The following is a 20241-nucleotide window of genomic DNA, read 5'->3' as shown; positions in this document are numbered from 1 at the left end:
AAAAACCCCCAAATCCCGTGGGATTTGGGGGTTTAGCGTCTGCTCGGCAGAGAAATTACAGCGCAGCCAAGATGTCGTTGACGCGGTCCCGCGCGTCACCGAACAGCATCTGGCTGTTCTCCCGGAAGAACAGCGGATTCTGCACGCCGGCGTAACCCGAGGCCATGGACCGCTTGAACACGATGACGTTGTTGGCGTTCCACACCGTCAGCACCGGCATGCCGGCGATCGGGCTGCCCGGATCCTCGGAGGCGGCCGGGTTGACGGTGTCGTTGGCACCGATCACCAGCACGACGTCGGTGTCGTCGAAGTCCTCGTTGATCTCATCCATCTCGAGCACGATGTCGTACGGCACCTTGGCTTCGGCCAGCAGCACGTTCATGTGACCGGGCAGGCGGCCTGCGACGGGGTGGATGCCGAAGCGGACGTTGACGCCACGCTCGCGCAGCTTGCGGGTCAGGTCGGCGACGCCGTACTGAGCCTGAGCGACGGCCATGCCGTATCCGGGGGTGATGATCACTGAACTGGCCCCGCTGAGCAGCTCAGCCGCGCCCTCCGCGTTGATCTCGCGGTGCTCGCCGTAGTCCTTGTCCTCCGCGGGGCCGGCTTCGATGCCGAAGCCGCCGGCGATAACAGAGATGAAGGACCGGTTCATGGCCCTGCACATGATGTAGGACAGGTACGCACCGGAGGAGCCGACGAGCGCGCCGGTGATGATCAGCAGGTCGTTGCCCAGCAGGAAGCCGGATGCGGCTGCGGCCCAACCCGAGTAGCTGTTGAGCATCGAGACCACCACGGGCATGTCGCCGCCGCCGATCGAGGCGACCAGGTGCAAGCCCAGCAACAGAGCCAGCACGGTGACCACCACAAGCAGCCACAGGTGCGGCTCGACGACGAACCACACGGTCAGCGCCGCGAACGCGACGAGCGCGCCGATGTTGAGGAAGTTCTTGCCGGGCAGCATCAGCGGTGCGGACTTGATACGCGCCGAGAGCTTGAGGTTGGCGATGATCGAGCCGGTGAACGTCACCGCGCCGATGAACACGCCGACGAACACCTCGGCCGAGTGAATGCCGAGCATGTGTTCGCTGGTCAGCTTGGCGGCCTCGGCGCCCGCGAGATCGTTCTCGACGTGCAGGTAGCCGTTCCAGCCCACCAGCACCGCGGCCAGACCGACGAACGAGTGCAGCAGCGCGATCAGTTCGGGCATGCCGGTCATCTCGACGACCTTGGCGCGCCACAGACCGATTGCGGCGCCGATGATCATCGCGCCGATCAGCAGCGAGAGGCCCAGCGGCTCGATCTTTCGGTCGATCGCCAGCGCGATGGTCGCGATGAGCGCCACCGCCATGCCGCCGATGCCGAACGTGTTACCGGCCCTGGATGTCTCGTGCCTCGAGAGCCCGGCCAGTGCGAGGATGAAGAGCAGAGCCGCGACGACGTAGGCCGCCGATGCAACGTTTTCTAAGGTGAGCATGGAATCCGTTCCAAAGTCTTTGTGGGCGCGCAGATCTAGCTGCGGGAGAACATCGCGAGCATGCGACGCGTCACCGCGAAGCCGCCGAATACGTTGATGCTGGCCAGCAGGATCGCCAGGCAGGCAAGCACGGTGACCGGAAGGTTGCGCTGGCCGATCTGCAGCAGCGCTCCGACCACGATGATTCCGGAGATCGCGTTGGTCACCGACATCAGCGGAGTGTGCAGCGCGTGGTGCACGTTGCCGATCACGTAGTAGCCGATCACGATCGCCAGCGCGAAGACCGTCAGGTGGAGTTGCAGCGCCGTCGGCGAGATCGCGATCAGGGCGAAGATCGCTGCCGCGACCGAGAAGGTGACCCCGAGCCGGCGTCCGGTGGACATCGGATGCTTCTGGCTCTTGACGACGGGCGCCACGGCCGCGGGCTGCGTCGCCGGAGCGGCCGAGACCTGTACCGGTGGCGGCGGCCACGTGGTCTCACCGTCGCGGACCACCGTCATGGACCGCTGCACCACATCGTCCCAATCGAGGACGAGCTTGCCGTCCTTCTCCGGGGTCAGCAGCTTGAGCAGGTTGACCAGGTTGGTGCCGTACAGCTGCGAGGCCTGTGCGGGCAGTCGGCCGGCCAGGTCGGTGTAGCCGATGATGGTGACGCCGTTGTCGGTGAGGATCGCCTGATCCTTGACCGTGCCCTCGACGTTGCCGCCGTTGGCCGCGGCCATGTCGACGATCACGCTGCCGGACTTCATCGAGGCCACCATGTCGGCGGTGATGATCCGGGGCGCCGGCTTACCCGGGATCAGCGCCGTGGTGATGATGATGTCGACGTCCTTGCACTGCTCGGCGTACAGGGCCGCCTCGCGGGCCTTGTAGTCGTCGCCCATCTCCTTGGCGTAACCGGTGGCCGACACCTCGGCTTCGGGATCTTCGATCGACAGGTACTCCCCACCGAGCGAGGCGACCTGATCGGCAACTTCGGGCCGCGGATCGGTCGCCCGCACAATGGCGCCCAGGCTGCCGGCGGCGCCGATGGCAGCCAGACCGGCCACACCGGCACCGACGACCAGAACCTTGGCCGGCGGCACCTTGCCTGCGGCGGTGACCTGACCGGTGAAGAACCGGCCGAAGCTGTGTGCGGCCTCGACCACGGCGCGGTAACCGGCGATGTTGGCCATCGAGGACAGCACGTCCAGCGACTGGGCCCGCGAGATGCGCGGCACCGCATCCATGGACAGCACCGTGATCGGCCGGGTGGCGAGCTTGGCAACCAACTCAGGATTGAGTGCCGGCGAGATCAGGCTGACCAGGGTCGTGCCGTCTTTGACGGCCGCGATCTCACCATCGTCGGGTGCGTTGACCTTCAGTACGATGTCGGCGTGCAGTGCCTGTTCGGATGATCCGACACTGGCGCCGGCCGCCACATAGGCAGCATCGGAGAAACTGGAGGCGACACCAGCGCCGGACTCTACGACGACGGTGTAACCCAGCTTGATAATCTGCCCTACGGTCTGCGGTGTCGCAGCAACGCGAGTTTCGCCAGGCTGCGACTCGCGCGGTATCCCGATGATCATCGACTGTGGTCCGATCTGTTGGTTGGATCTGGAAGAGTGTTGCATCTACTGCGTGGTAACCCGTAGGCCCCTCCTACGGAAAGTGGCGTACCAACCTACGGAAACTCGCGTGGTCTGCGGGTTAGAGCCAATCGCGACGCTTGAACATGACGTACAACAGGACCACGAGTACGACGATCAGCGCGGAGCTGGCGATGAATCCGGCCACGGTGTTTATGCCCGGGTACACGACATTCTGACCGTAGAAGCCCGTGATGGCGGTCGGCACCGCGATGATCGCCGCCCAGCCGGTGAGCTTTTTCATCACAGTGTTCAGGCGTGCGTCCTGTAGCGACAGATTGGTCTCGAACACCGCGCTGACCAGGTCGCGCAGCGATTCGGTCCACTCAGAAGCCCGCAGCACATGGTCATACAGATCGGCGTAGAGCGGATCGAGCGTGGCAGCCGACAGCGAGTCGAGCCTGCGGTGCTGGATGCTGCTGACCACCTCTCGCATCGGCAGGACCACCCGACGCAACTGAACAAGGTCTTTGCGCAATCGGAAAGTGCGCCGCTGCAGGCCCTTGCGCGGCCCACGTTCAGCGAACAACTCGTCTTCGAGAAGTTCGACGGCGTCGTCGAGAACCTGGACAGCCTCGAAGTGCCCGTCGACCACGACATCGAGCACGCCGTGGACCAACGCGCCCACGCCGTACTCCTGCCCGCCCAGCTCGTCGAAACGCCGCGACACAAGGTCGATGTCGAATTCGCCGGCGGCGGGATTGGCAGATGGGAGCCGGACCGTGATGAGCCCGCGCGGGAGCACGAAGGCAGAGATGCGGTGTTTGACCAACACCGAGACGGTGTCGCTGTCCGGGATACGGGTGTCCACGGCGTACACCGTGAAGAACGTATGTGTGTGGTAGATCGAGGCTTTGGTGCGTTCTTGCGGTGCCAGCGCGTCCTCGACCGACCAGATGTTGAGGCCCAGTTCAGCGGCCAGGGTTTCGAGTGTCTCGTGATCGGGGTCGAAGATGTCGGCCCAGACCAGAGTGTCTTCGGTGGCTAGATAGGTCGGGATCTTCGAGAACTCGAAGTCGTCCTGGGGTTCTCCGGACCGCCACACGCGTCCCCGCACCGAACAGGCCATGGCTGTGCAGTCAACCACGGTCCAGCCGGACAGTTCGTTGGGACGGTGGGCGCGGTGTGAAGAACGATGCGAAAAACGACCGGATGGAGTTACACCGGGGGATAGGCCGGGGGCGGGTAGACGCCGCGGATGCCCCAGGGCACCCAGTTGAAGAAGTACTCGACCTCGTCGCTCGCGTCGTAATCCGGATTCGGATCCATCGTTACCTCCCACCGTGACGCTTGTTACTGGCGAGTTTATCCCGTGGGCCAAGACCCAAAGCGGCGGATCGGGCCATTCCCAGCGGTTCGTGACCTGCCCTGCGCTTAGACTGGCCAACCAGTTGATTGGGTTCCCGGGCGTGGCCCGGCCGCGCGAATTGAGTAGTTGATGTCCACAGAGTCGTCGGCAAAGGGGTCGGCAGTAGGTTCGAACGGGACGTCGCGCCGCGACGAGCTGCTGGCAGTGGCCGCCAAGCTGTTCGCCGCCCGCGGGTACCACGGCACCCGCATGGACGACGTCGCCGATGCCGTCGGACTCAACAAGGCGACGGTCTACCACTACTACGCCAGTAAGTCGCTGATCCTCTGGGACATCTACAAGACCACCGCGGACTTCACCGTCGAAGCGCTGCACGACGACCCGACGGCGTCGGCGCGCGAGACGATCTTCAACTTCACCCGGCGACTATTGGTCGGCGTCGCGAACGATCTGCCCGCGGCGGCGGTGTACTTCCAGGAGGGGCCGTACATCACCGAGTGGTTCACCGAGGAACAGGTCGCCTACATCCGCAAGGCCGAGACCACCGTCTACGAACACGTCCGCGACGTGATCGACCGCGGCATCGCCAGCGGTGAATTCCACGACTGCGACTCGCACGTGTTGGCTCTGGGCTATATCGGGATGACGCTGGGTGCCTACCGCTGGCTGCGTCCCCACGGCCGGCGGACCGCCTCGGAGATCGCCGTCGAGTTCAGCACCGCGCTGCTGCGGGGGCTCATCCGGGACGAGACCGTCCGCATCGACGATCCGCTGGGAGGCGCTGCGCATGACTGATCTGTTCCGGCTCGACGGCAAGGTGGCGGTGGTCACCGGTGGTGGCCGCGGTATCGGGGTGATGATCGCGCGCGGGCTGTTGGAGGCCGGGGCGGCCAAGGTGTACCTGGCGGCGCGCAAGGCCGCCGAGTTGGAGGCCGCGGTGGTGGAACTGTCCGGGCAGGGTGAGGTCGTGACGGTGCCTGCGGATCTGGGCACCTCCGACGGTGTTCAGGTCCTGGCCGACGCGATTGCAGCCAAGGAAGACAAGGTGCACGCGTTGTTCAACAACGCTGGTGCAGCCTGGGGGCAGCCGTTCGACGAGTTTCCGGAGTCCGGTTTCGACAAGGTCTTCGACGTCAACGTCAAGGGGGTGTTCATGCTCACCCGGGCGCTGGTGCCGCTGCTCAATGCTGCTGCGACACAAGATGATCCGGCGCGGGTGATCAACACCGGCAGCATCGACGGCATCGTCGCCCCGGGGCGGGGCCGAGACAACTTCTCCTACAGCGCGAGCAAGGCCGCTGTACACATGCTGACCCACCACCTGGCCGGCGAGCTGGCACCCCGAATTCTGGTCAATGCCATTGCGCCGGGCCTGTTTCCGTCGCGGATGACCAAGGTGATGCTGACTGCGGGCGAAGAAGCAGTAGGGGCCGGGATGCCACTCGGGCGGGTCGGCCAACCTGACGACATGGCCGGAATCGCGGTGTTCCTGGCCAGCCGCGCCAGTGCGTACATCACGGGTGCGGTGATTCCGGTCGACGGAGGAGTGAGCACGATCCGATGAAATCTGTACTTATCTCGCGCCGGGACCTGGAATTCTTGCTGTACGAATGGCTTCGGGTCGATGAGCTGACCTCGAGGCCACGGTTCGCGGAGCACTCCCGTGAGACCTTCGACGGTGTGCTTGAGCTCAGTGAGCAACTGGCCGAACGGTATTTCGCGCCGCACAACAAGACCAGCGACGCCAATGAGCCGACATTCGACGGTCATGAGGTGAAGCTCATCCCGGAGGTCAAGCAGGCCTGGGACGCCTTTGTCGGCGCCGACCTGATCGGGATGTCGATGGACGCCTCCGTGGGTGGGGCGCAACTGCCCGCGGTGGTGGCCCAGGCCGCTTTTGCGTGGATCGCCGCGGCCAACGTGTCGACGTCCGGCTACCTGATGCTGACCATCGCCAACGCCAATCTGTTGACCAAGTTCGGTACCCGGGAACAGGTTGATACCTTCGTCAAACCCATGCTGGCGGGCCACTTTTCGGGCACCATGGCACTGTCCGAGACCCAGGCGGGGTCCTCACTGGCCGACGTTGCCACCAGAGCCGAACCGCAAGACGACGGCACCTATCGCCTATTCGGCTCCAAGATGTGGATCTCCGGCGCCGAACATGAGCTGACCGACAACATCGTCAACCTGGTGCTGGCCAAGATCCCTGGGGGACCTGCCGGTACCAAAGGCATCTCGCTGTTCATCGTGCCCAAGTTCCTGGTGAACCCGGACGGTTCGATCGGGGAACGCAATGACGTCGCCATTGCCGGGTTGAACCACAAGATGGGCCAGCGCGGCATCACCAACACCGTGCTGAACTTCGGTGAGGGACAAGTCAACCCGGGCGGCAAGCCTGGTGCGGTCGGCTACCTGGTCGGCGAACCACACCGCGGCATCGTCTACATGTTCCAGATGATGAACGAGGCTCGCTTGGCTGTCGGCATGGGCGCGGTGGCACTGGGCTACACCGGATACCTCAAGTCGGTGCAGTATGCCCGCGAACGGCCGCAGGGCCGGCCCCTGACGGTCAAAGACCCGACTACGCCGCAGGTGCCGATCGTCGAGCACCCCGACGTTCGGCGAATGTTGTTGGCGCAGAAGGCATATGTTGAAGGCGGGATGGCCCTGGGGCTGTACTGTACCCGGCTGGTGGACCTGCAGCACAGTGCGCAGTCCGATACCGAAGCGGACCGAGTCGCGTTGCTGCTGGATATCCTGACGCCGATCGCCAAGAGTTGGCCGTCGCAGTGGTGTCTGGAGGCCAACAACTTGGCCATCCAAGTGCACGGCGGTTATGGCTACACCCGCGAATACGACGTCGAACAGCATTACCGGGACAACCGGCTGAACCCGATCCACGAGGGCACCAACGGCATCCAGAGTCTGGATCTTTTGGGCCGCAAGGTGACCCAGGGCAACGGCGCCAGCCTGGCGGTGCTCGGCGGGGCCATTGCATCGACCGTGGAGGCGGCGGCTGCGCTCGGCGGTGAGGCTGCCGAACTGGGTGCTGCGCTGGATACGTCCTGGCAGCGACTGGTCACCGTCACCGCGGGCATGTTCGGCTCCGGCGATGTCCCCGCGGTGATGGCCAACAGCCACGTCTACCTGGAAGCGTTCGGGCACATCGTGATTGCCTGGCTGTGGTTGGAGCAGTTCGTCGCCGCCTACGGCAAGGACGGCGACTTCTACGACGGCAAGCGGCAGGCGGCGCGGTACTTCTACCGCTTCGAGCTACCCAGGACCGCACCGCAATTGGACCTGCTGGCGTCGCTGGACCGGACCACGCTCGAGATGCGCGACGGCTGGTTCTAGGCGGGTACCGTCCGTCGACTACCCAATTGTGCTGGGAGTGAGGCGAATCCGAGCAGGTTGACCAGGCCCCGCCGGTTTGGTGTGTCGGTGAGGTGCAGGTCGGGGAATGCGTCGAAGAGCGCGCGCAGTGCGGTGACACCTTCGATCCGCGCGAGCGCGGCACCGAGGCAGGCATGAATCCCCGAGGCGAACGCCAGGTGGTCGCGGGCGTTGGCCCGACTGATGTCGAATCGATCGGGCTGGGCGAACACCTTTGGGTCACGGTTGGCGCCGCCGAGGAAGAGGGCAACCATGTCGCCGGCGGCGATCTGTTGCCCGGCGATCTCGATGTCACTACCGGCGGTCCGGGCGGTCATCTGAACTGGACTGTCGATCCGGAGGATCTCCTCGACCGCGCTCGGCCAGAGTTCGGGTTCATCACGTAGCCGGTCCAACTGGCTGGGGTTCTGTTGCAGCAGCACGATGCCGTTGCCGATGAGGTTCACCGTGGTCTCGAAGCCGGCACCGATCAGCAGGGCGGCGTTGGCGGTGAATTCTCTTGCGGTGAGGGAATTGTTGGCGGCCAATCGGGTGAACGGATTGTCGCCGGGGTCGCCGTGACGAACCTCGTGGAAGCGCGCGTTCAAGGTGCTGTCGGCGGAGCGTAGGCCGTCGATGGCGGTGCGGTATGTCGCCCAGGGGATTCCGACGTCCAACAAGGGCGCGCCGCAGTGTCCCCACTCCAGCAGTTCGGGATAGCTGTCGGCCGGTAGGTCGAGGATCTCGGCAATGATCGCGACCGGCAGCTGCGCCGCGAAATCGGCGATCAGATCGGGCTGCTCTGAGTCGGCCAGCTGCTCGATGAGTTCCGCTGTCACCTCGGTCACGCGAGCGCTGAGCCGGTCGATCGCGCGCGGCGTGAAGCTCTGTGACACCGACTGCCGGTAGCGGGTGTGGTCGGGCGGGTCGACAACGACCATGGCCGGCGGTTCGACCGGATTGGCAACGCCGGGATCAGTCCGCGAGATGAGAGCGCGAAGCGGGCGAGGCAATTCCATCTGAGTCGGATCGGTAACTTGGAATCGTCTGTCCCGCAGGATGTCCCGGCATACTGCGTGATCGGCGGTCGCCCAGGCGAAGCGCTTTCGAACCAGGGTGCCTTGGGCGCGGATGTCTTCTATGAACGGGTACGGGTCGGCGCCGTGGCCGTGATTGGCCAGCAGCCTGGCCATCGGGTCTCCGAACCGCGCCTGCACCGACAGGAATGCGCGGGGAGCGCCGTGTAATGCCAACCAACGAGACCAGAGGCCAACTCGCATCGTGGTCACCTTCCGTGAACGATGTAGAGAGACATGCGAGACATTGAGACACTCATTGTCTCGCTCGGTTATGATCACAGTACGACCGGAAGTCCGGGCGGGCAAGGAGAAATCGCGTGACATCCAGCCGAACAGAAGATTTCGTGCGTCGCCTAGCCGAACCCGACCCCGCGGTGGCGGCTCTTGTGGACAACCCGGACGACATCACCACGCGCATCCTGCGGGCCGCCATTGAGCAGGCGGAATTGGTTGGGATGCGCCGGTCAACCATGGAGGACGTGGCGCGACGCAGTGGAGTCGGCCGGGCCACGCTCTACCGGCGGTTCCCCACGAAGTCCGCGCTCAACGATGCCATCGTGTTGGCCGAGGCCCGGCGTTTTCTGGAAGGCAGTGCCAGGGCGCGGGCCCAGGGGAAGAATTTTGAGGACCGCATGGTCTACGGCACGGTGTTCACGGTCGCCTTCATGCGAGAACACGCGCTGCTCAAGAAACTGCTGCGCACCGAACCTGAAAATCTGCTACCTAGCCTCACCGTCGACGCAGGCGCCATCATCGATTTCGCCACCGATCATTCGGCGGCTCTGCTCCGCAGCGAGCTATACGGGACGGCCGCCATCACCGCTGCCCAGGAACGGCATCTGCGCACCGTCGCCGAGTTGAACACCAGGCTCACGCTGTCGTTCATCGTGACACCGCATACCGGTATCAAGCTCACCACCATTGAGGAAACCCGCGAATACGTGCGGAACTACCTGCTACCGCTGGCTACCTTCGCAGCCAATTCGCCAGGCGCCGAACCTAAAACGTGATGATCTGACGGACCGCGCGGCCCTCGGCCAGGGCGTCCATGCCGGTGTTGATCTGGTCCAGCGAAATGGTGTTCGACACCAGCGCTTCGACCGGTAAACGTCCGGCCCGCCACAGGTCGACGAAGCGCGGAATGTCACGGGCCGGCACCGCCGAGCCCAGGTAGCTGCCGATCAGCGATCGACCGTCGGCGACCAAAGCCAACGGCGACAACGTGATTCGGGCATCGGGGTGCGGCAACCCGACGGTGATGGTCTTGCCGCCGGGAGCCGTCATGGCGATCGCGTCTTCCAGCGCGGCGGCGTGCCCGACGGCCTCGATCACCACGTCGGCCCGGACATCGGCAGCCTGATCCGGCGTGTACACGTCATGCGCGCCAAGCTCCAGTGCGCGATCCAGCTTGTCGGTCAAACGGTCTATCGCGACGACGCGGACGTCGTCATGGGCCAGTGCGGTCAGCATGGCGGCCATGCCGACCCCGCCCATACCGACGACTGCGACCGTCTGCCCGGGCTTGGGTTGCGCGGCGTTGAGCACTGCGCCGCCGCCCGTCAGTACCGCGCAGCCCAGCAATGAGGCCACGACAGCTGGAACGTCGTTGTCCACTGGCACCACCGAGCGGCGGTCCACCACCGCATGGGTGGCGAAACCGGACACCCCGAGATGATGTAAAACCGTTGTGCCACTACGGGTTAGGCGAATACTACCGCTCAGCAGGGTGCCGGACCCGTTGGCGGCGCTGCCCGGGATGCATGGCGCCAGACCGTCGGTCGCGCACGACGAGCATTGCCCGCAGCGTGGCAAGAAGGTCATCACCACCCGCTGACCGGCTCGCAAATCCGAAGTACCGCCGACCTTCTCAACGATGCCGGCGGCTTCGTGGCCGAGCAGCATGGGTACCGGCCGTACCCGATTGCCGTCCACCACAGACAGGTCCGAGTGGCACAAACCGGCAGCTTCGATACGGACCAGCAGTTCGCCGTCGCCCGGGCCGTCCAGTTCCAGCTCGCTGATGGTTAGTGGTCGCGTCTGGGCGTAGGGGCGGGGGCGCCCGACCTCCTCGAGTACCGCACCACGAATCTTCATGACTCCAGCCTGACAGACTGGGCCCATGGAGCGGACTGCAGGTGATTTCCCCGTGCACTGGCCCGTGCAGACCCGGTGGACCGACAACGACATGTTCGGTCATCTGAACAACGCGGTGTATTACGAACTATTCGACACCGCGATCAACGCCTGGATCAACACCAATTGCGGGATCGACTCGGTGAACGCGCCATGGCTGGGCGTCGTCGCCGAGTCGGGGTGCAGGTACTTCGCGGAGCTCGCGTTCCCGTCGCAATTGGTGGTGGGGCTGGCAGTGACGCGGTTGGGAAACAGCAGTGTGACGTACCGAACGGGGCTGTGGGCCGACGGTGACGTCGAGCCCGCTGCTGTGGGCAGCTGGGTGCACGTCTACGTCGACCGCACCACCCGACGCCCGGTTCCCATCCCGGATCCGATTCGCGAACTGCTGGCCAACGCCGTCGTCAGCTGACACCCGGCCGCGCGGGGATCGCCGCTCGATATGCTCGGCGTCATGCCGCTCGTGAGCAAGACCCTCGAAGTTTCCGCCCCCGCAGCCACCATCATGGCGATCGTCGCTGACTTCGAGGCCTACCCGCAGTGGAACGAAGAAGTCACCGGCTGCTGGATTCTGCACCGCTACAACGACGGTCGGCCCAGCCAGTTGCGCCTCGATACCAAGATTCAGGGCATGGACGGCTCCTACATCCAGGCTGTCTACTACCCGGGCGATGGCCAGATTCAGACCGTCATGCAGCAGGGCAACCTGTTCACCAAGCAGGAGCAGTTGTTCTCTGTGGTCGACATGGGAGCCTCGGCGCTGCTGACCGTGGACATGGACGTCGAGGTCAACATGCCCGGCGTGCCGAACATGATGGTCAAGAAGGTCGTCAACGACGCACTTGACCACCTGGCCGGCAACCTCAAGACGCGCGCCGAGCAACTGGCCGGCTAGTCGGCCGTGGGCCAACACGCTCGGCCCGCCGCGCCGAGATCGACGAAATGCCCGGGTTTACTTGTACTTTTCGGCCCGTTCGTCCGTTTGGGTGGTATCAGGGGTAGGCCATAGCGCTAGTTCGTCGAGGCGGCCGGTCAACCTGCGTGCGCCGTCGTCGAATTGGCTGCGGGTCAGCGCAACCACCTGGTCAATATCGTTGCGCCGCAAGGCTTCGACCAACTGCCGGTGATTGTCCACCGCGCCCGCGCCCCATTGCGGGTCGGACGCATAGATGTACGTTGGCAGGTACCGGGTGGCGTGCAACAGGAACCAGGCCAGCTTGATCCGGTCCGCGGCCCGGTTGAATACGCGGTGGAACATGAACTCCACCAAGGCAATCACTTCGGTATCGCGGGCGTCCACGGCGGCGGCCAACTGATCGGTCAGGGCGGCCAGTTCATCGATCTCGGCCTCGGAGATGCGGGTGGCGGCCGTCCTGGCGATTTCGGTGGCGATGGTGGCCTGCAGCCAGAAGATATCGGCGATGTCCTCCCGGCTGAATGCCGAAACCACATGTCCCCGATGGGGTTCCAGCTGCACCATGCCTTCGCCGCGTAAGGTGCGCAGCGCTTCGCGTACCGGTGTGATGCTGACACCCAGGGCTGCGGCGGTCTCGTCAAGTCGGACGAACGTGCCCGGGCGCAATGCCCCGGACATGATCGCTGTGCGCAGGTGGGCCGCGACCTCATCGGACAACTGCTCCCGCCGGGCATGGCGATGCACGGAGACGTTCACGCCGATCCCTCTCTGCTCGCTTGTAGCCGGGCCGAGTTCGTGGCCCGATCTTGTTCCGCGGATACCACCGTCATATTGTGACCGCGGAGAAACGATATTTGATCAAATATCAACATCCAGATCGGCGTCGTGCAAACCGGGCCGATCACGAACCAGGAGCAGCACCCGGTGACAGTGCGACCAACCGCAGTTGAACAGCCCTACCTGGCCCGCAGGCAGAACTCGACCACCCAGTTGGCCCGCCACGCCCTGATGCAACCGGAGGCAACCGCACTCCGCTATGTCGGGCGCACCACCACGTGGGCTGAATTGGACCGTCGTGTCACTGCGCTGGCCGGCGCGTTGAGCCGTCGAGGGGTCGGCTTCGGCGACCGGGTGCTGCTCCTCATGCTCAACCGCAGCGAGTACGTCGAGGGGTTCCTGGCGGTCAATCTGTTGGGCGCGATCGCGGTGCCGGTCAACTTCCGAATGACGCCGCCGGAGATCGCCTTCCTGGTGGCCGACTGCGATCCGAAGGTCATCATCACCGAGACGGTGCTGGCCCCGGTGGCGATCGCGGTGCGTGCGCTGGAACCGTCACTGGACACCGTGATCGTCGCCGGCGGCAGCAGCGAGGACGGGGTGCTCGGCTACGAGGATCTGATCTCCGAGGCCGGGGATCCGCCCGCGCCAGTTGACATTCCGGAGGATTCGCCCGCGCTGATCATGTACACCTCGGGCACTACCGGTCGGCCCAAGGGCGCAGTGCTCACCCATATCAATCTGACCGGCCAGGCCCTGACCGCCCTGTTCACCAGCGGCGCGGACATCAACAACGATGTCGGCTTCATCGGCGTCCCGCTGTTCCACATCGCCGGTATCGGCAACATGATCACCGGCCTGCTCCTCGGCCGCCCGACGGTGCTCTATCCGGTGGGTGCATTCGACCCGGGCGCCCTGCTGGACGTGCTCGAAGCCGAAGCGGTGACGGGCATCTTCCTTGTTCCTGCCCAGTGGCAGGCGGTCTGCGCCGCGCAGCGCGCCCAGCCGCGCCAGCTCAAACTGCGGGTGCTGTCCTGGGGCGCTGCTCCGGCGTCGGACACCCTGCTACGCGAGATGGCGGAGACTTTTCCCGGCACCGAGATACTCGCCGCCTTCGGGCAGACCGAAATGTCACCGGTCACCTGCATGCTGTTGGCGCAAGATGCGCGGCGCAAACTCGGCTCGGTCGGCCGGGTTATCCCGACGGTGTCCGCCCGGATCGTCGACGACAACATGAATGACGTGCCTGTCGGCGAGGTCGGCGAGATCGTCTACCGCGCTCCGACTCTCATGGCGGGCTACTGGAACAACCCGCGAGCAACTGCGGAGGCTTTCGCTGGCGGTTGGTTCCATTCAGGTGACTTGGTTCGCCAGGACACCGACGGTTACATCTGGGTGGTCGACCGTAAAAAGGACATGATCATTTCCGGTGGCGAAAACATTTACTGCGCCGAAGTGGAAAATATCCTCGCTGCACATCCGGCCATTGCAGAAGTAGCTGTCATTGGACGTCCGCACAAAAAATGGGGTGAAGTACCGGTCGCGGTGGTAGCTGTGGTCGCGGGACCCGGAGGCTCTGACGGCAGCCAGCTGACCCTGGCTGACCTGGATGGCTTCATGACCGAGCGATTGGCTCGTTATAAACATCCGAAGGCGTTGGAAATCGTTGAGGCACTGCCGCGAAACCCATCGGGAAAGGTACTCAAAACCGAACTGCGCGCGCGATTCGGTGATAGAAGTACATCGTGATAGCGGCAAATTGACGCTGTCGCAACGATTTCGATGGTCACAGCGGAGGGGAGATGCTTCGCCCGAAGTTTGCTGAATCGCGATCAGACAATCGCCCCGATGCGTCACCGGGTACCGGACGTATCGGGTACTCTCCTGTGGTCCGTCTTACTACTCACCAGTAACGGAGACGGCAATCACCAGGTTCGGGGCCGGCGAAGAAGGGGGCAGGTAACACGTGATGCCGTTGCACCACAGCCGATTTCCGTTTCGTGAGGATCGTCTGTGACGGCCCCGGACGATAGCGTCGTCGGCTATCTGAAGAGCCAACTCGACAAGCCGCTGGTCAAGGTCGGCGGCTTCGTCAAGATGAGCGTGCTGACCTTCAAGGCGTTGGTCTCCCGCCCGTTCCAGTGGAAGGAATTCATCCTTCAGGCCTGGTTCCTGATCCGCGTGGCCTTCCTGCCCACGCTGGCGGTGTCCATTCCGCTGACGGTGCTGATCATCTTCACGCTGAACATCCTGCTCAATGAGTTCGGCGCGGCCGACGTCTCCGGCGCCGGTGCCGCTCTCGGTGCGGTCACCCAGCTCGGCCCGCTGGTCACGGTGCTGGTGGTCGCCGGTGCCGGGTCAACGGCCATCTGTGCCGACCTCGGCGCCCGTACCGTCCGTGAAGAGATCGACGCCATGGAGGTGCTCGGCATCGACCCGATCGAGCGCCTGGTGGTGCCGCGGGTAGTCGCTTCGACGTTCGTCGCATTCCTGCTCAACGGCGCGGTCATCGTCATCGGACTTGTCGGTGGCTACTTCTTCGGTGTCTATATCCAGAACGTCAACGCCGGCGCCTACGTGTCGACGTTGACGCTGGTGACCGGCTTCCCCGAGGTCACCATCTCGGTGGTCAAAGCGACCCTGTTCGGTCTGATCGCCGGCCTGGTCGGCTGCTACCGAGGACTGACCGTGTCCGGCGGGTCCAAGGGTGTCGGTACGGCGGTGAACGAAACGCTGGTGCTCTGCGTCGTCGCGCTGTTCGCGGTCAACGTCGTGCTCACGACCATCGGCGTCAAGTTCGGAACGCAGAACGGGTAGCGGCATGAGCACATCGACTGTTCTGCGCTCCCGGTTCCCCCGGTTTTTCTCCAGCCTGGCCGAGTTGGCCTCTGCGCCCGCCAAACTGCTGGACAGCCTCGGTCACGTCGCCTGGTTCGTGATGACGGCCGTCGGGCACATCCCGCACGCGTTCCGCTACTACCGCCGAGAGATCCTGCGGCTGATCGCCGAGATCGGCATGGGCACGGGCGCCATGGCCGTCGTCGGCGGCACGGTGGCCATCGTCGGCTTTGTCACCCTGGCCGCCGGCTCACTGATCGCCATCCAGGGTTTCGCGTCCCTGGGCAACATCGGTGTGGCCGCGTTCACCGGCTTCTTCGCCGCGCTGGCCAACATTCGCGTGGTCGCCCCGGTGGTCACCGGCCAGGCGCTGGCCGCGACCGTCGGCGCTGGGGCGACCGCCGAGCTCGGCGCCATGCGGATCAGCGAGGAGGTTGACGCCCTGGAAGTGATGGGCATCAAGTCCATCTCATACCTGGTGTCCACCCGACTCGTTGCCGGCATGGTGGTCATCATCCCGCTGTATGCCATGGCAATCCTGCTGTCATTCCTGTCGGCGCAGCTGGTCACCACGGTGTTCTACGGGCAGTCGGTGGGTACATACGAGCACTACTTCCACACGTTCCTGCGGGTCGACGACGTCATGTGGTCGTTCCTGCAGGTCATCATCATGGCCGTTGTGGTGCTGCTCAATCACTCGTACTTCGGTTACTACGCCAGCGGCGGTGCCGTAGGCGTGGGCGAGGCGGTGGGCCGGTCCATGCGCACGTCGCTGATCGCCATCGTCACGGTAGTGCTGCTCTTCTCGTTGGCGCTTTACGGCACCGACCCGAACTTCAACCTGACGGTGTGATGCGATGACGATTCCTGAGCACCCCATCGCCGAAGGACAGGTGCACGCCCCGCTCAACACGGACCGCACCCCGCCGTACAAGATCGGCGGGATCGTGATGATCTTGCTCGCCGTCCTGGTGCTGGCCCTGACCTGGGTGCAGTTCCGCGGGGACTTCGAGACCAAGGCCCGGGTGTACGTGCTGTACAACCGCTCCGGGCTGGCGATGGACACGGGATCGAAAGTGACCTTCAACGGGGTGCCGATCGGTCGGGTGAATGAGGCCCAGGCGGTGACCGGCCACGATCAGGCGCCGCAAGCCAAGCTGGTGCTGGACGTCGACCCCAAGTACCTTCACCTGCTGCCGGGCAATGTGGACGTGAGACTGCTGGCCACCACGGTCTTCGGCAACAAGTACGTCTCCTTCACCTCGCCGCCGAACCCGTTGCCAGAGCGGCTCAAGAGTGGTGACACGGTGCACGCCGAAGGGGTCTCCACCGAGTTCAACACGCTGTTCGAGACCATCACCTCGATCTCCGAGCAGATCGATCCGATCAAGCTGAACCAGACCCTGACCGCCGCTGCACAGGCGCTTGACGGGCTGGGCGACAAGTTCGGTCAGTCCCTGGTCAACGCCAACGACATCCTGGGCGATCTGAATCCGCGGATGCCGGCGTTCCGGCACGACACCAAGGCACTCGCGGACCTGGCAGAGGTGTATGCCAAGGCATCGCCGGATTTGTGGGACAGCCTCAAGAGCGCGGTGACGACGGCACGGACCCTCAACGCGCAGCGCGGCAACCTCGACCAGGCGCTGATGGCCTCGGTCGGGTTCGGCAACACGGGCGGCGACATCTTCGAGCGGGGCGGACCATACCTGGTGCGTGGCGCCCAGGATCTGCTGCCGACGTCGCGTCTGCTGGACAAATACAGCCCCGAATTGGACTGCCTGGTCCGGGGTTTCGCCAAGGGCGCGCCGGCCGCGGCCAAGGGCCTTGGTGGTAACGGGTTCTCGCTGGTGACCCACACCGAACTCGTCGGTGCCGGGAACCCCTACGTGTATCCGGACAACCTGCCCCGCATCAACGCCTCGGGCGGTCCGTTGGGTCGGCCCGGTTGCTGGACGGTCACCAAGGACATCCTGCCGATGCCGTACATGGTGATGGACACCGGCGCTTCCATCGCGCCGTACAACCACTTCGGTCTCGGTTCACCGTTTGCGGTCGAGTATGTCTGGGGTCGCCAAGACGGGGAGAACACGATCAACCCATGAGTATCAAGGGCACGGCAGTCAAACTCGCCATCTTCTCCGCGGTGTTGCTGGCTTTCACCGCGGGCATCTTCATCGTGTTCGGCCAGTTCCGGTTCAGCCGGAACAACGACTACTTCGCGATCTTCAACAACACCAGCGGGCTCAAGGCAAATCAGTTCGTCCGGGCTTCCGGCGTGGAGATCGGCAAGGTCACCAAGGTCGAGCTGATCGAGGGCGGCACCAAGGTCAAGGTGCACTTCAACGTCGACAAGTCCGTGCCGCTTTTCCAGCAGACCTCTGCCTCGATCCGGTATCTGGATCTGCTGGGCAACCGGTATATGGATTTGAAACGCGGTGACAGCAATGAGCTGCTTCCACCGGGTGGCACCATTCCGGTGGAACGGACCGAGCCGGCACTGGACCTGGACGCTCTGGTGGGTGGGTTCCGGCCACTGTTCCGGGCGTTGGATCCGGAGAAGGTCAACGCGATCTCGCAGTCGATCGTCACGATCTTCCAAGGCCAGGGCGGCACCATCAACGACATCCTCGACCAGACCTCGCAGCTGACGTCGAGCATCGCCGACCAGGACCACGCGATCGGCGAGGTGATCAAGAACCTCAACACAGTGCTGGACACCACGGTCAAGCACCAGAAGCAGTTCGACGACACGATCAAGAACTTCGAGGCTCTGGTGACAGGGCTCAGGAATCGCGCCGACCCGATCGCCGATTCGGTGGCCGACATCAGCAATGCCGCCGGCTCGCTGGGCGATCTGCTCAGCGATAACCGTCCGCTGCTGCACGACACCCTGGGCTATCTGGAGGCCACCAACCAGTCCCTCGTCGACCAAAAGGATCAACTGAACGACAACCTGCACAAGGTCCCCGAAGCGCTGAAGATTCTGGGTCGTGCCGGCGGTATCTACGGTGACTTCTTCAACTTCTACATCTGTGACATCGAATTGAAGCTGAACGGTTTGCAGCCGGGTGGTCCGGTGCGCACGGTGCGGCTCACGTCGCAGCCATCGGGGAGGTGCACGCCGAGGTGAGGACCATTGAGGGATCGGACCGGGTCCGCAGAGGCCTGATGGGAGTGGTTGCCGTCGCCATGGTCACGGCAGTCGGAGCGACTTTCACCAGTGTGCCGATGATCTTTGCAAAGCCGACCTACTATGCGCAGTTTGCTGATACCGGCGGTCTGGCAGTCGGCGACACGGTGCGTATCGCAGGCGTCAACGTCGGCGACGTCAGGAGCATGGACATCGATCGGGACAGGGTCCGCATCGGTTTCCAACTCGGTACAAACACCGTCGGCACTGACAGCCGTGCAGTGATCAAGACCGAAACCCTGCTGGGCCGCAAAGCCATCGAGATCGAGCCCAAAGGCAGCCACATACTGCCGCCACGCGGCGTGCTGCCCATCGGTCAGACGTCTACGCCCTATCAGATTTACGACGCGATCTTCGACGTCACGCGCGCATCGCAGGGTTGGGACACCAAGACCATCAAACAGTCGCTGGACGTGTTGTCCGAGACTGCGAACAAGACGTCACCGCACCTGAGCGCCGCGCTCGACGGAGTGGCCCGGTTTGCCGACACCATCGGCAAGCGCGACGAGGAAGTCAGGGCGCTGCTGGGCAACGCCAACAAGATCGCCACCGTGCTGGGCGACCGCAGCGGGCAGGTCAATGCCCTGCTGGTCAACACTCAGACCCTGCTGCACGCGCTCAACCAGCGCGGCCAGGCGGTCAGTCTGCTGCTGGACCGGGTCACCAAGGTGTCCAACCAGTTGCAGGCCTTCATCGCCGAGAACCCGAACCTGAACCACGTGCTGGAGCAGCTGCGCACCATCGGCGACATTCTGGTGGCGCGCAAGCAGGACCTGGCCGACACCTTGATCTCTGCAGGCAAGTTCGTGGCCGCGTTGTCCGAGGCCATCGCGTCGGGCCCGTACTTCAAGGTCATGGTGGAGAACCTCCTGCCGCCGCAGCTGATGCAGCCGTTCGTGGACGCCGCCTTCAAGAAGCGCGGTCTGGACCCGCAGGACTTCTGGCGCAGCGCCGGTCTGCCGGAGGCGAAGTGGCCCGATCCCAACGGCAAGCGCTTCCCCAACGGGGCACCGCCACCGCCTCCGACATTGTTGGAAGGCACGCCGGAGCATCCCGGACCCGCGGTGCCGCCGGGTTCACCGTGCTCGTACACCCCCGGGCCCGGTGCTGATCCGACTCCGGGGGACCCGCTGCCGTGTGCGCACGTCGGCGTCGGCCCGTTCGGGAACAACCCGTTCGGTGCCAACTACGGGCCGCCGGACGCCGTCGTTTCGGCACCCAACCCGGCCGGTGTCCCGACGGGTCCGGGCGTCCCTGCCGCCACGTTCCCCGGCCAGCCCTCGCCGGACGTGCCGGGTACCGCGGTGCCGCTGCCGCCGGCGCCGGTGGGTGCGCGGACCGAGCCGCTGACAGGGCCTGGTGAAAACGACATTGCCCCGGGATTCGCTCCGATTCCCGGTCCGCTGAACGCGCCGCCGGCACCCCCGGGGCCGGGGCCGAACCCGGGCCCGGTCGGCACGCCTCCGCTACCGGGTAACCCGCCGTTCCTCCCGCCAGGGTCGCAAGGATAGGG

18 protein-coding genes and 1 pseudogene are annotated in these 20241 nt (G+C 64.5%); 12 read left to right on the top strand and 7 right to left on the bottom strand.

The window, feature by feature from the left end:
• Window positions 1-55: 55 nt before the first annotated feature.
• From pntB to M2432_RS27950, 4 genes and pseudogenes are all read right to left on the bottom strand, one after another.
• Complete coding sequence (gene pntB, locus M2432_RS05495; protein ID WP_280825720.1) at window positions 56-1477, bottom strand: Re/Si-specific NAD(P)(+) transhydrogenase subunit beta; 1422 nt, start codon at window positions 1475-1477, stop codon at window positions 56-58.
• Between the two features lie 35 nt (window positions 1478-1512).
• Window positions 1513-3048, bottom strand: coding sequence for a Re/Si-specific NAD(P)(+) transhydrogenase subunit alpha (locus M2432_RS05490; RefSeq protein ID WP_280825773.1), 1536 nt, complete (start codon window positions 3046-3048; stop codon window positions 1513-1515).
• Window positions 3049-3169: 121 nt separating this feature from the next.
• A complete protein-coding gene (locus M2432_RS05485) occupies window positions 3170-4177 on the bottom strand; it encodes a magnesium transporter CorA family protein (RefSeq protein ID WP_280825772.1) in 1008 nt (335 codons plus the stop codon).
• 89 nt (window positions 4178-4266) lie between these two features.
• Window positions 4267-4383, bottom strand: a pseudogene (locus tag M2432_RS27950) (hypothetical protein); the annotation flags it as partial.
• A gap of 163 nt (window positions 4384-4546) precedes the next feature.
• Between M2432_RS27950 and M2432_RS05480 the strand changes: the two are divergent.
• Genes M2432_RS05480 through M2432_RS05470 form a run of 3 tightly spaced genes read left to right on the top strand, consistent with a single transcriptional unit; the run spans window position 4547 to window position 7774 of the window.
• The gene (locus M2432_RS05480) at window positions 4547-5212 is read left to right on the top strand and encodes a TetR/AcrR family transcriptional regulator (protein ID WP_280825719.1); all 666 of its coding nucleotides are present in this window, start codon (window positions 4547-4549) and stop codon (window positions 5210-5212) included.
• Complete coding sequence (locus M2432_RS05475) at window positions 5205-5981, top strand: SDR family oxidoreductase (RefSeq protein ID WP_280825718.1); 777 nt, start codon at window positions 5205-5207, stop codon at window positions 5979-5981. The genes M2432_RS05480 and M2432_RS05475 overlap by 8 nt, the downstream gene beginning before the upstream one ends.
• Window positions 5978-7774: an acyl-CoA dehydrogenase gene (locus tag M2432_RS05470; protein WP_280825717.1), complete on the top strand. Its 1797-nt coding sequence runs from the start codon at window positions 5978-5980 to the stop codon at window positions 7772-7774. Before M2432_RS05475 ends, M2432_RS05470 begins: the two co-directional genes overlap by 4 nt.
• On the opposite strand, the gene M2432_RS05465 is transcribed toward M2432_RS05470, so the two are convergent.
• A complete protein-coding gene (locus tag M2432_RS05465) occupies window positions 7771-9072 on the bottom strand; it encodes a cytochrome P450 (protein WP_280825716.1) in 1302 nt (433 codons plus the stop codon). The genes M2432_RS05470 and M2432_RS05465 overlap by 4 nt on opposite strands.
• A 116-nt stretch (window positions 9073-9188) precedes the next feature.
• Between M2432_RS05465 and M2432_RS05460 the strand changes: the two genes are divergently transcribed.
• The gene (locus tag M2432_RS05460) at window positions 9189-9881 is read left to right on the top strand and encodes a TetR/AcrR family transcriptional regulator (RefSeq protein WP_280825715.1); all 693 of its coding nucleotides are present in this window, start codon (window positions 9189-9191) and stop codon (window positions 9879-9881) included.
• Here M2432_RS05460 and M2432_RS05455 read toward each other — a convergent pair.
• Complete coding sequence (locus tag M2432_RS05455; RefSeq protein WP_280825714.1) at window positions 9871-10965, bottom strand: alcohol dehydrogenase catalytic domain-containing protein; 1095 nt, start codon at window positions 10963-10965, stop codon at window positions 9871-9873. The genes M2432_RS05460 and M2432_RS05455 overlap by 11 nt on opposite strands.
• Before the next feature lie 25 nt (window positions 10966-10990).
• Here M2432_RS05455 and M2432_RS05450 point away from each other — a divergent pair, with 25 nt between their 5' ends.
• Together M2432_RS05450 and M2432_RS05445 are read left to right on the top strand one after the other, a co-directional pair.
• Window positions 10991-11416 (top strand): thioesterase family protein, encoded by a 426-nt coding sequence (locus tag M2432_RS05450; RefSeq protein WP_280825713.1) that lies wholly within the window; start codon window positions 10991-10993, stop codon window positions 11414-11416.
• A gap of 42 nt (window positions 11417-11458) precedes the next feature.
• The gene (locus tag M2432_RS05445) at window positions 11459-11899 is read left to right on the top strand and encodes an SRPBCC family protein (RefSeq protein ID WP_280825712.1); all 441 of its coding nucleotides are present in this window, start codon (window positions 11459-11461) and stop codon (window positions 11897-11899) included.
• Between the two features lie 57 nt (window positions 11900-11956).
• On the opposite strand, the gene M2432_RS05440 is transcribed toward M2432_RS05445, so the two are convergent.
• Window positions 11957-12676: a GntR family transcriptional regulator gene (locus tag M2432_RS05440; RefSeq protein ID WP_280825711.1), complete on the bottom strand. Its 720-nt coding sequence runs from the start codon at window positions 12674-12676 to the stop codon at window positions 11957-11959.
• 144 nt (window positions 12677-12820) lie between these two features.
• On the opposite strand from M2432_RS05440, the gene fadD5 reads away from it, so the two are divergent.
• The 6 genes from fadD5 to M2432_RS05410 all read left to right on the top strand — a co-directional run bounded on the left by fadD5 (window position 12821) and on the right by M2432_RS05410 (window position 20239).
• Window positions 12821-14446 (top strand): fatty-acid--CoA ligase FadD5, encoded by a 1626-nt coding sequence (gene fadD5 / locus M2432_RS05435; RefSeq protein WP_280825771.1) that lies wholly within the window; start codon window positions 12821-12823, stop codon window positions 14444-14446.
• A gap of 297 nt (window positions 14447-14743) precedes the next feature.
• A complete protein-coding gene (locus tag M2432_RS05430) occupies window positions 14744-15514 on the top strand; it encodes an ABC transporter permease (RefSeq protein ID WP_280825770.1) in 771 nt (256 codons plus the stop codon).
• A 4-nt stretch (window positions 15515-15518) separates the two neighbouring features.
• Window positions 15519-16388, top strand: coding sequence for an ABC transporter permease (locus M2432_RS05425; protein WP_280825710.1), 870 nt, complete (start codon window positions 15519-15521; stop codon window positions 16386-16388).
• A gap of 4 nt (window positions 16389-16392) precedes the next feature.
• Window positions 16393-17640 (top strand): MCE family protein, encoded by a 1248-nt coding sequence (locus M2432_RS05420; protein ID WP_280825709.1) that lies wholly within the window; start codon window positions 16393-16395, stop codon window positions 17638-17640.
• Window positions 17637-18668, top strand: coding sequence for a virulence factor Mce family protein (locus tag M2432_RS05415; RefSeq protein WP_280825708.1), 1032 nt, complete (start codon window positions 17637-17639; stop codon window positions 18666-18668). Before M2432_RS05420 ends, M2432_RS05415 begins: the two co-directional genes overlap by 4 nt.
• A complete protein-coding gene (locus tag M2432_RS05410; RefSeq protein ID WP_280825707.1) occupies window positions 18665-20239 on the top strand; it encodes an MCE family protein in 1575 nt (524 codons plus the stop codon). The genes M2432_RS05415 and M2432_RS05410 overlap by 4 nt, the downstream gene beginning before the upstream one ends.
• Window positions 20240-20241: the final 2 nt, after the last annotated feature.

Source organism: Mycobacterium sp. OTB74 (assembly GCF_029892685.1).
In the GTDB taxonomy this organism is placed as follows: domain Bacteria; phylum Actinomycetota; class Actinomycetes; order Mycobacteriales; family Mycobacteriaceae; genus Mycobacterium.
This window is presented reverse-complemented; position numbering and strand designations above follow the sequence as displayed.

Bases quoted from the DNA above. Each gene is read 5' to 3' on its own strand.
- pntB (WP_280825720.1), bottom strand. From the start codon at position 1,477: ATGCTCACCTTAGAAAACGTTGCATCGGCGGCCTACGTCGTCGCGGCT.
- M2432_RS05490 (WP_280825773.1), bottom strand. From the start codon at position 3,048: ATGATCATCGGGATACCGCGCGAGTCGCAGCCTGGCGAAACTCGCGTT.
- M2432_RS05485 (WP_280825772.1), bottom strand. From the start codon at position 4,177: ATGGCCTGTTCGGTGCGGGGACGCGTGTGGCGGTCCGGAGAACCCCAG.
- M2432_RS05480 (WP_280825719.1), top strand. From the start codon at position 4,547: ATGTCCACAGAGTCGTCGGCAAAGGGGTCGGCAGTAGGTTCGAACGGG.
- M2432_RS05475 (WP_280825718.1), top strand. From the start codon at position 5,205: ATGACTGATCTGTTCCGGCTCGACGGCAAGGTGGCGGTGGTCACCGGT.
- M2432_RS05470 (WP_280825717.1), top strand. From the start codon at position 5,978: ATGAAATCTGTACTTATCTCGCGCCGGGACCTGGAATTCTTGCTGTAC.
- M2432_RS05465 (WP_280825716.1), bottom strand. From the start codon at position 9,072: ATGCGAGTTGGCCTCTGGTCTCGTTGGTTGGCATTACACGGCGCTCCC.
- M2432_RS05455 (WP_280825714.1), bottom strand. From the start codon at position 10,965: ATGAAGATTCGTGGTGCGGTACTCGAGGAGGTCGGGCGCCCCCGCCCC.
- M2432_RS05450 (WP_280825713.1), top strand. From the start codon at position 10,991: ATGGAGCGGACTGCAGGTGATTTCCCCGTGCACTGGCCCGTGCAGACC.
- M2432_RS05445 (WP_280825712.1), top strand. From the start codon at position 11,459: ATGCCGCTCGTGAGCAAGACCCTCGAAGTTTCCGCCCCCGCAGCCACC.
- M2432_RS05425 (WP_280825710.1), top strand. From the start codon at position 15,519: ATGAGCACATCGACTGTTCTGCGCTCCCGGTTCCCCCGGTTTTTCTCC.
- M2432_RS05420 (WP_280825709.1), top strand. From the start codon at position 16,393: ATGACGATTCCTGAGCACCCCATCGCCGAAGGACAGGTGCACGCCCCG.
- M2432_RS05415 (WP_280825708.1), top strand. From the start codon at position 17,637: ATGAGTATCAAGGGCACGGCAGTCAAACTCGCCATCTTCTCCGCGGTG.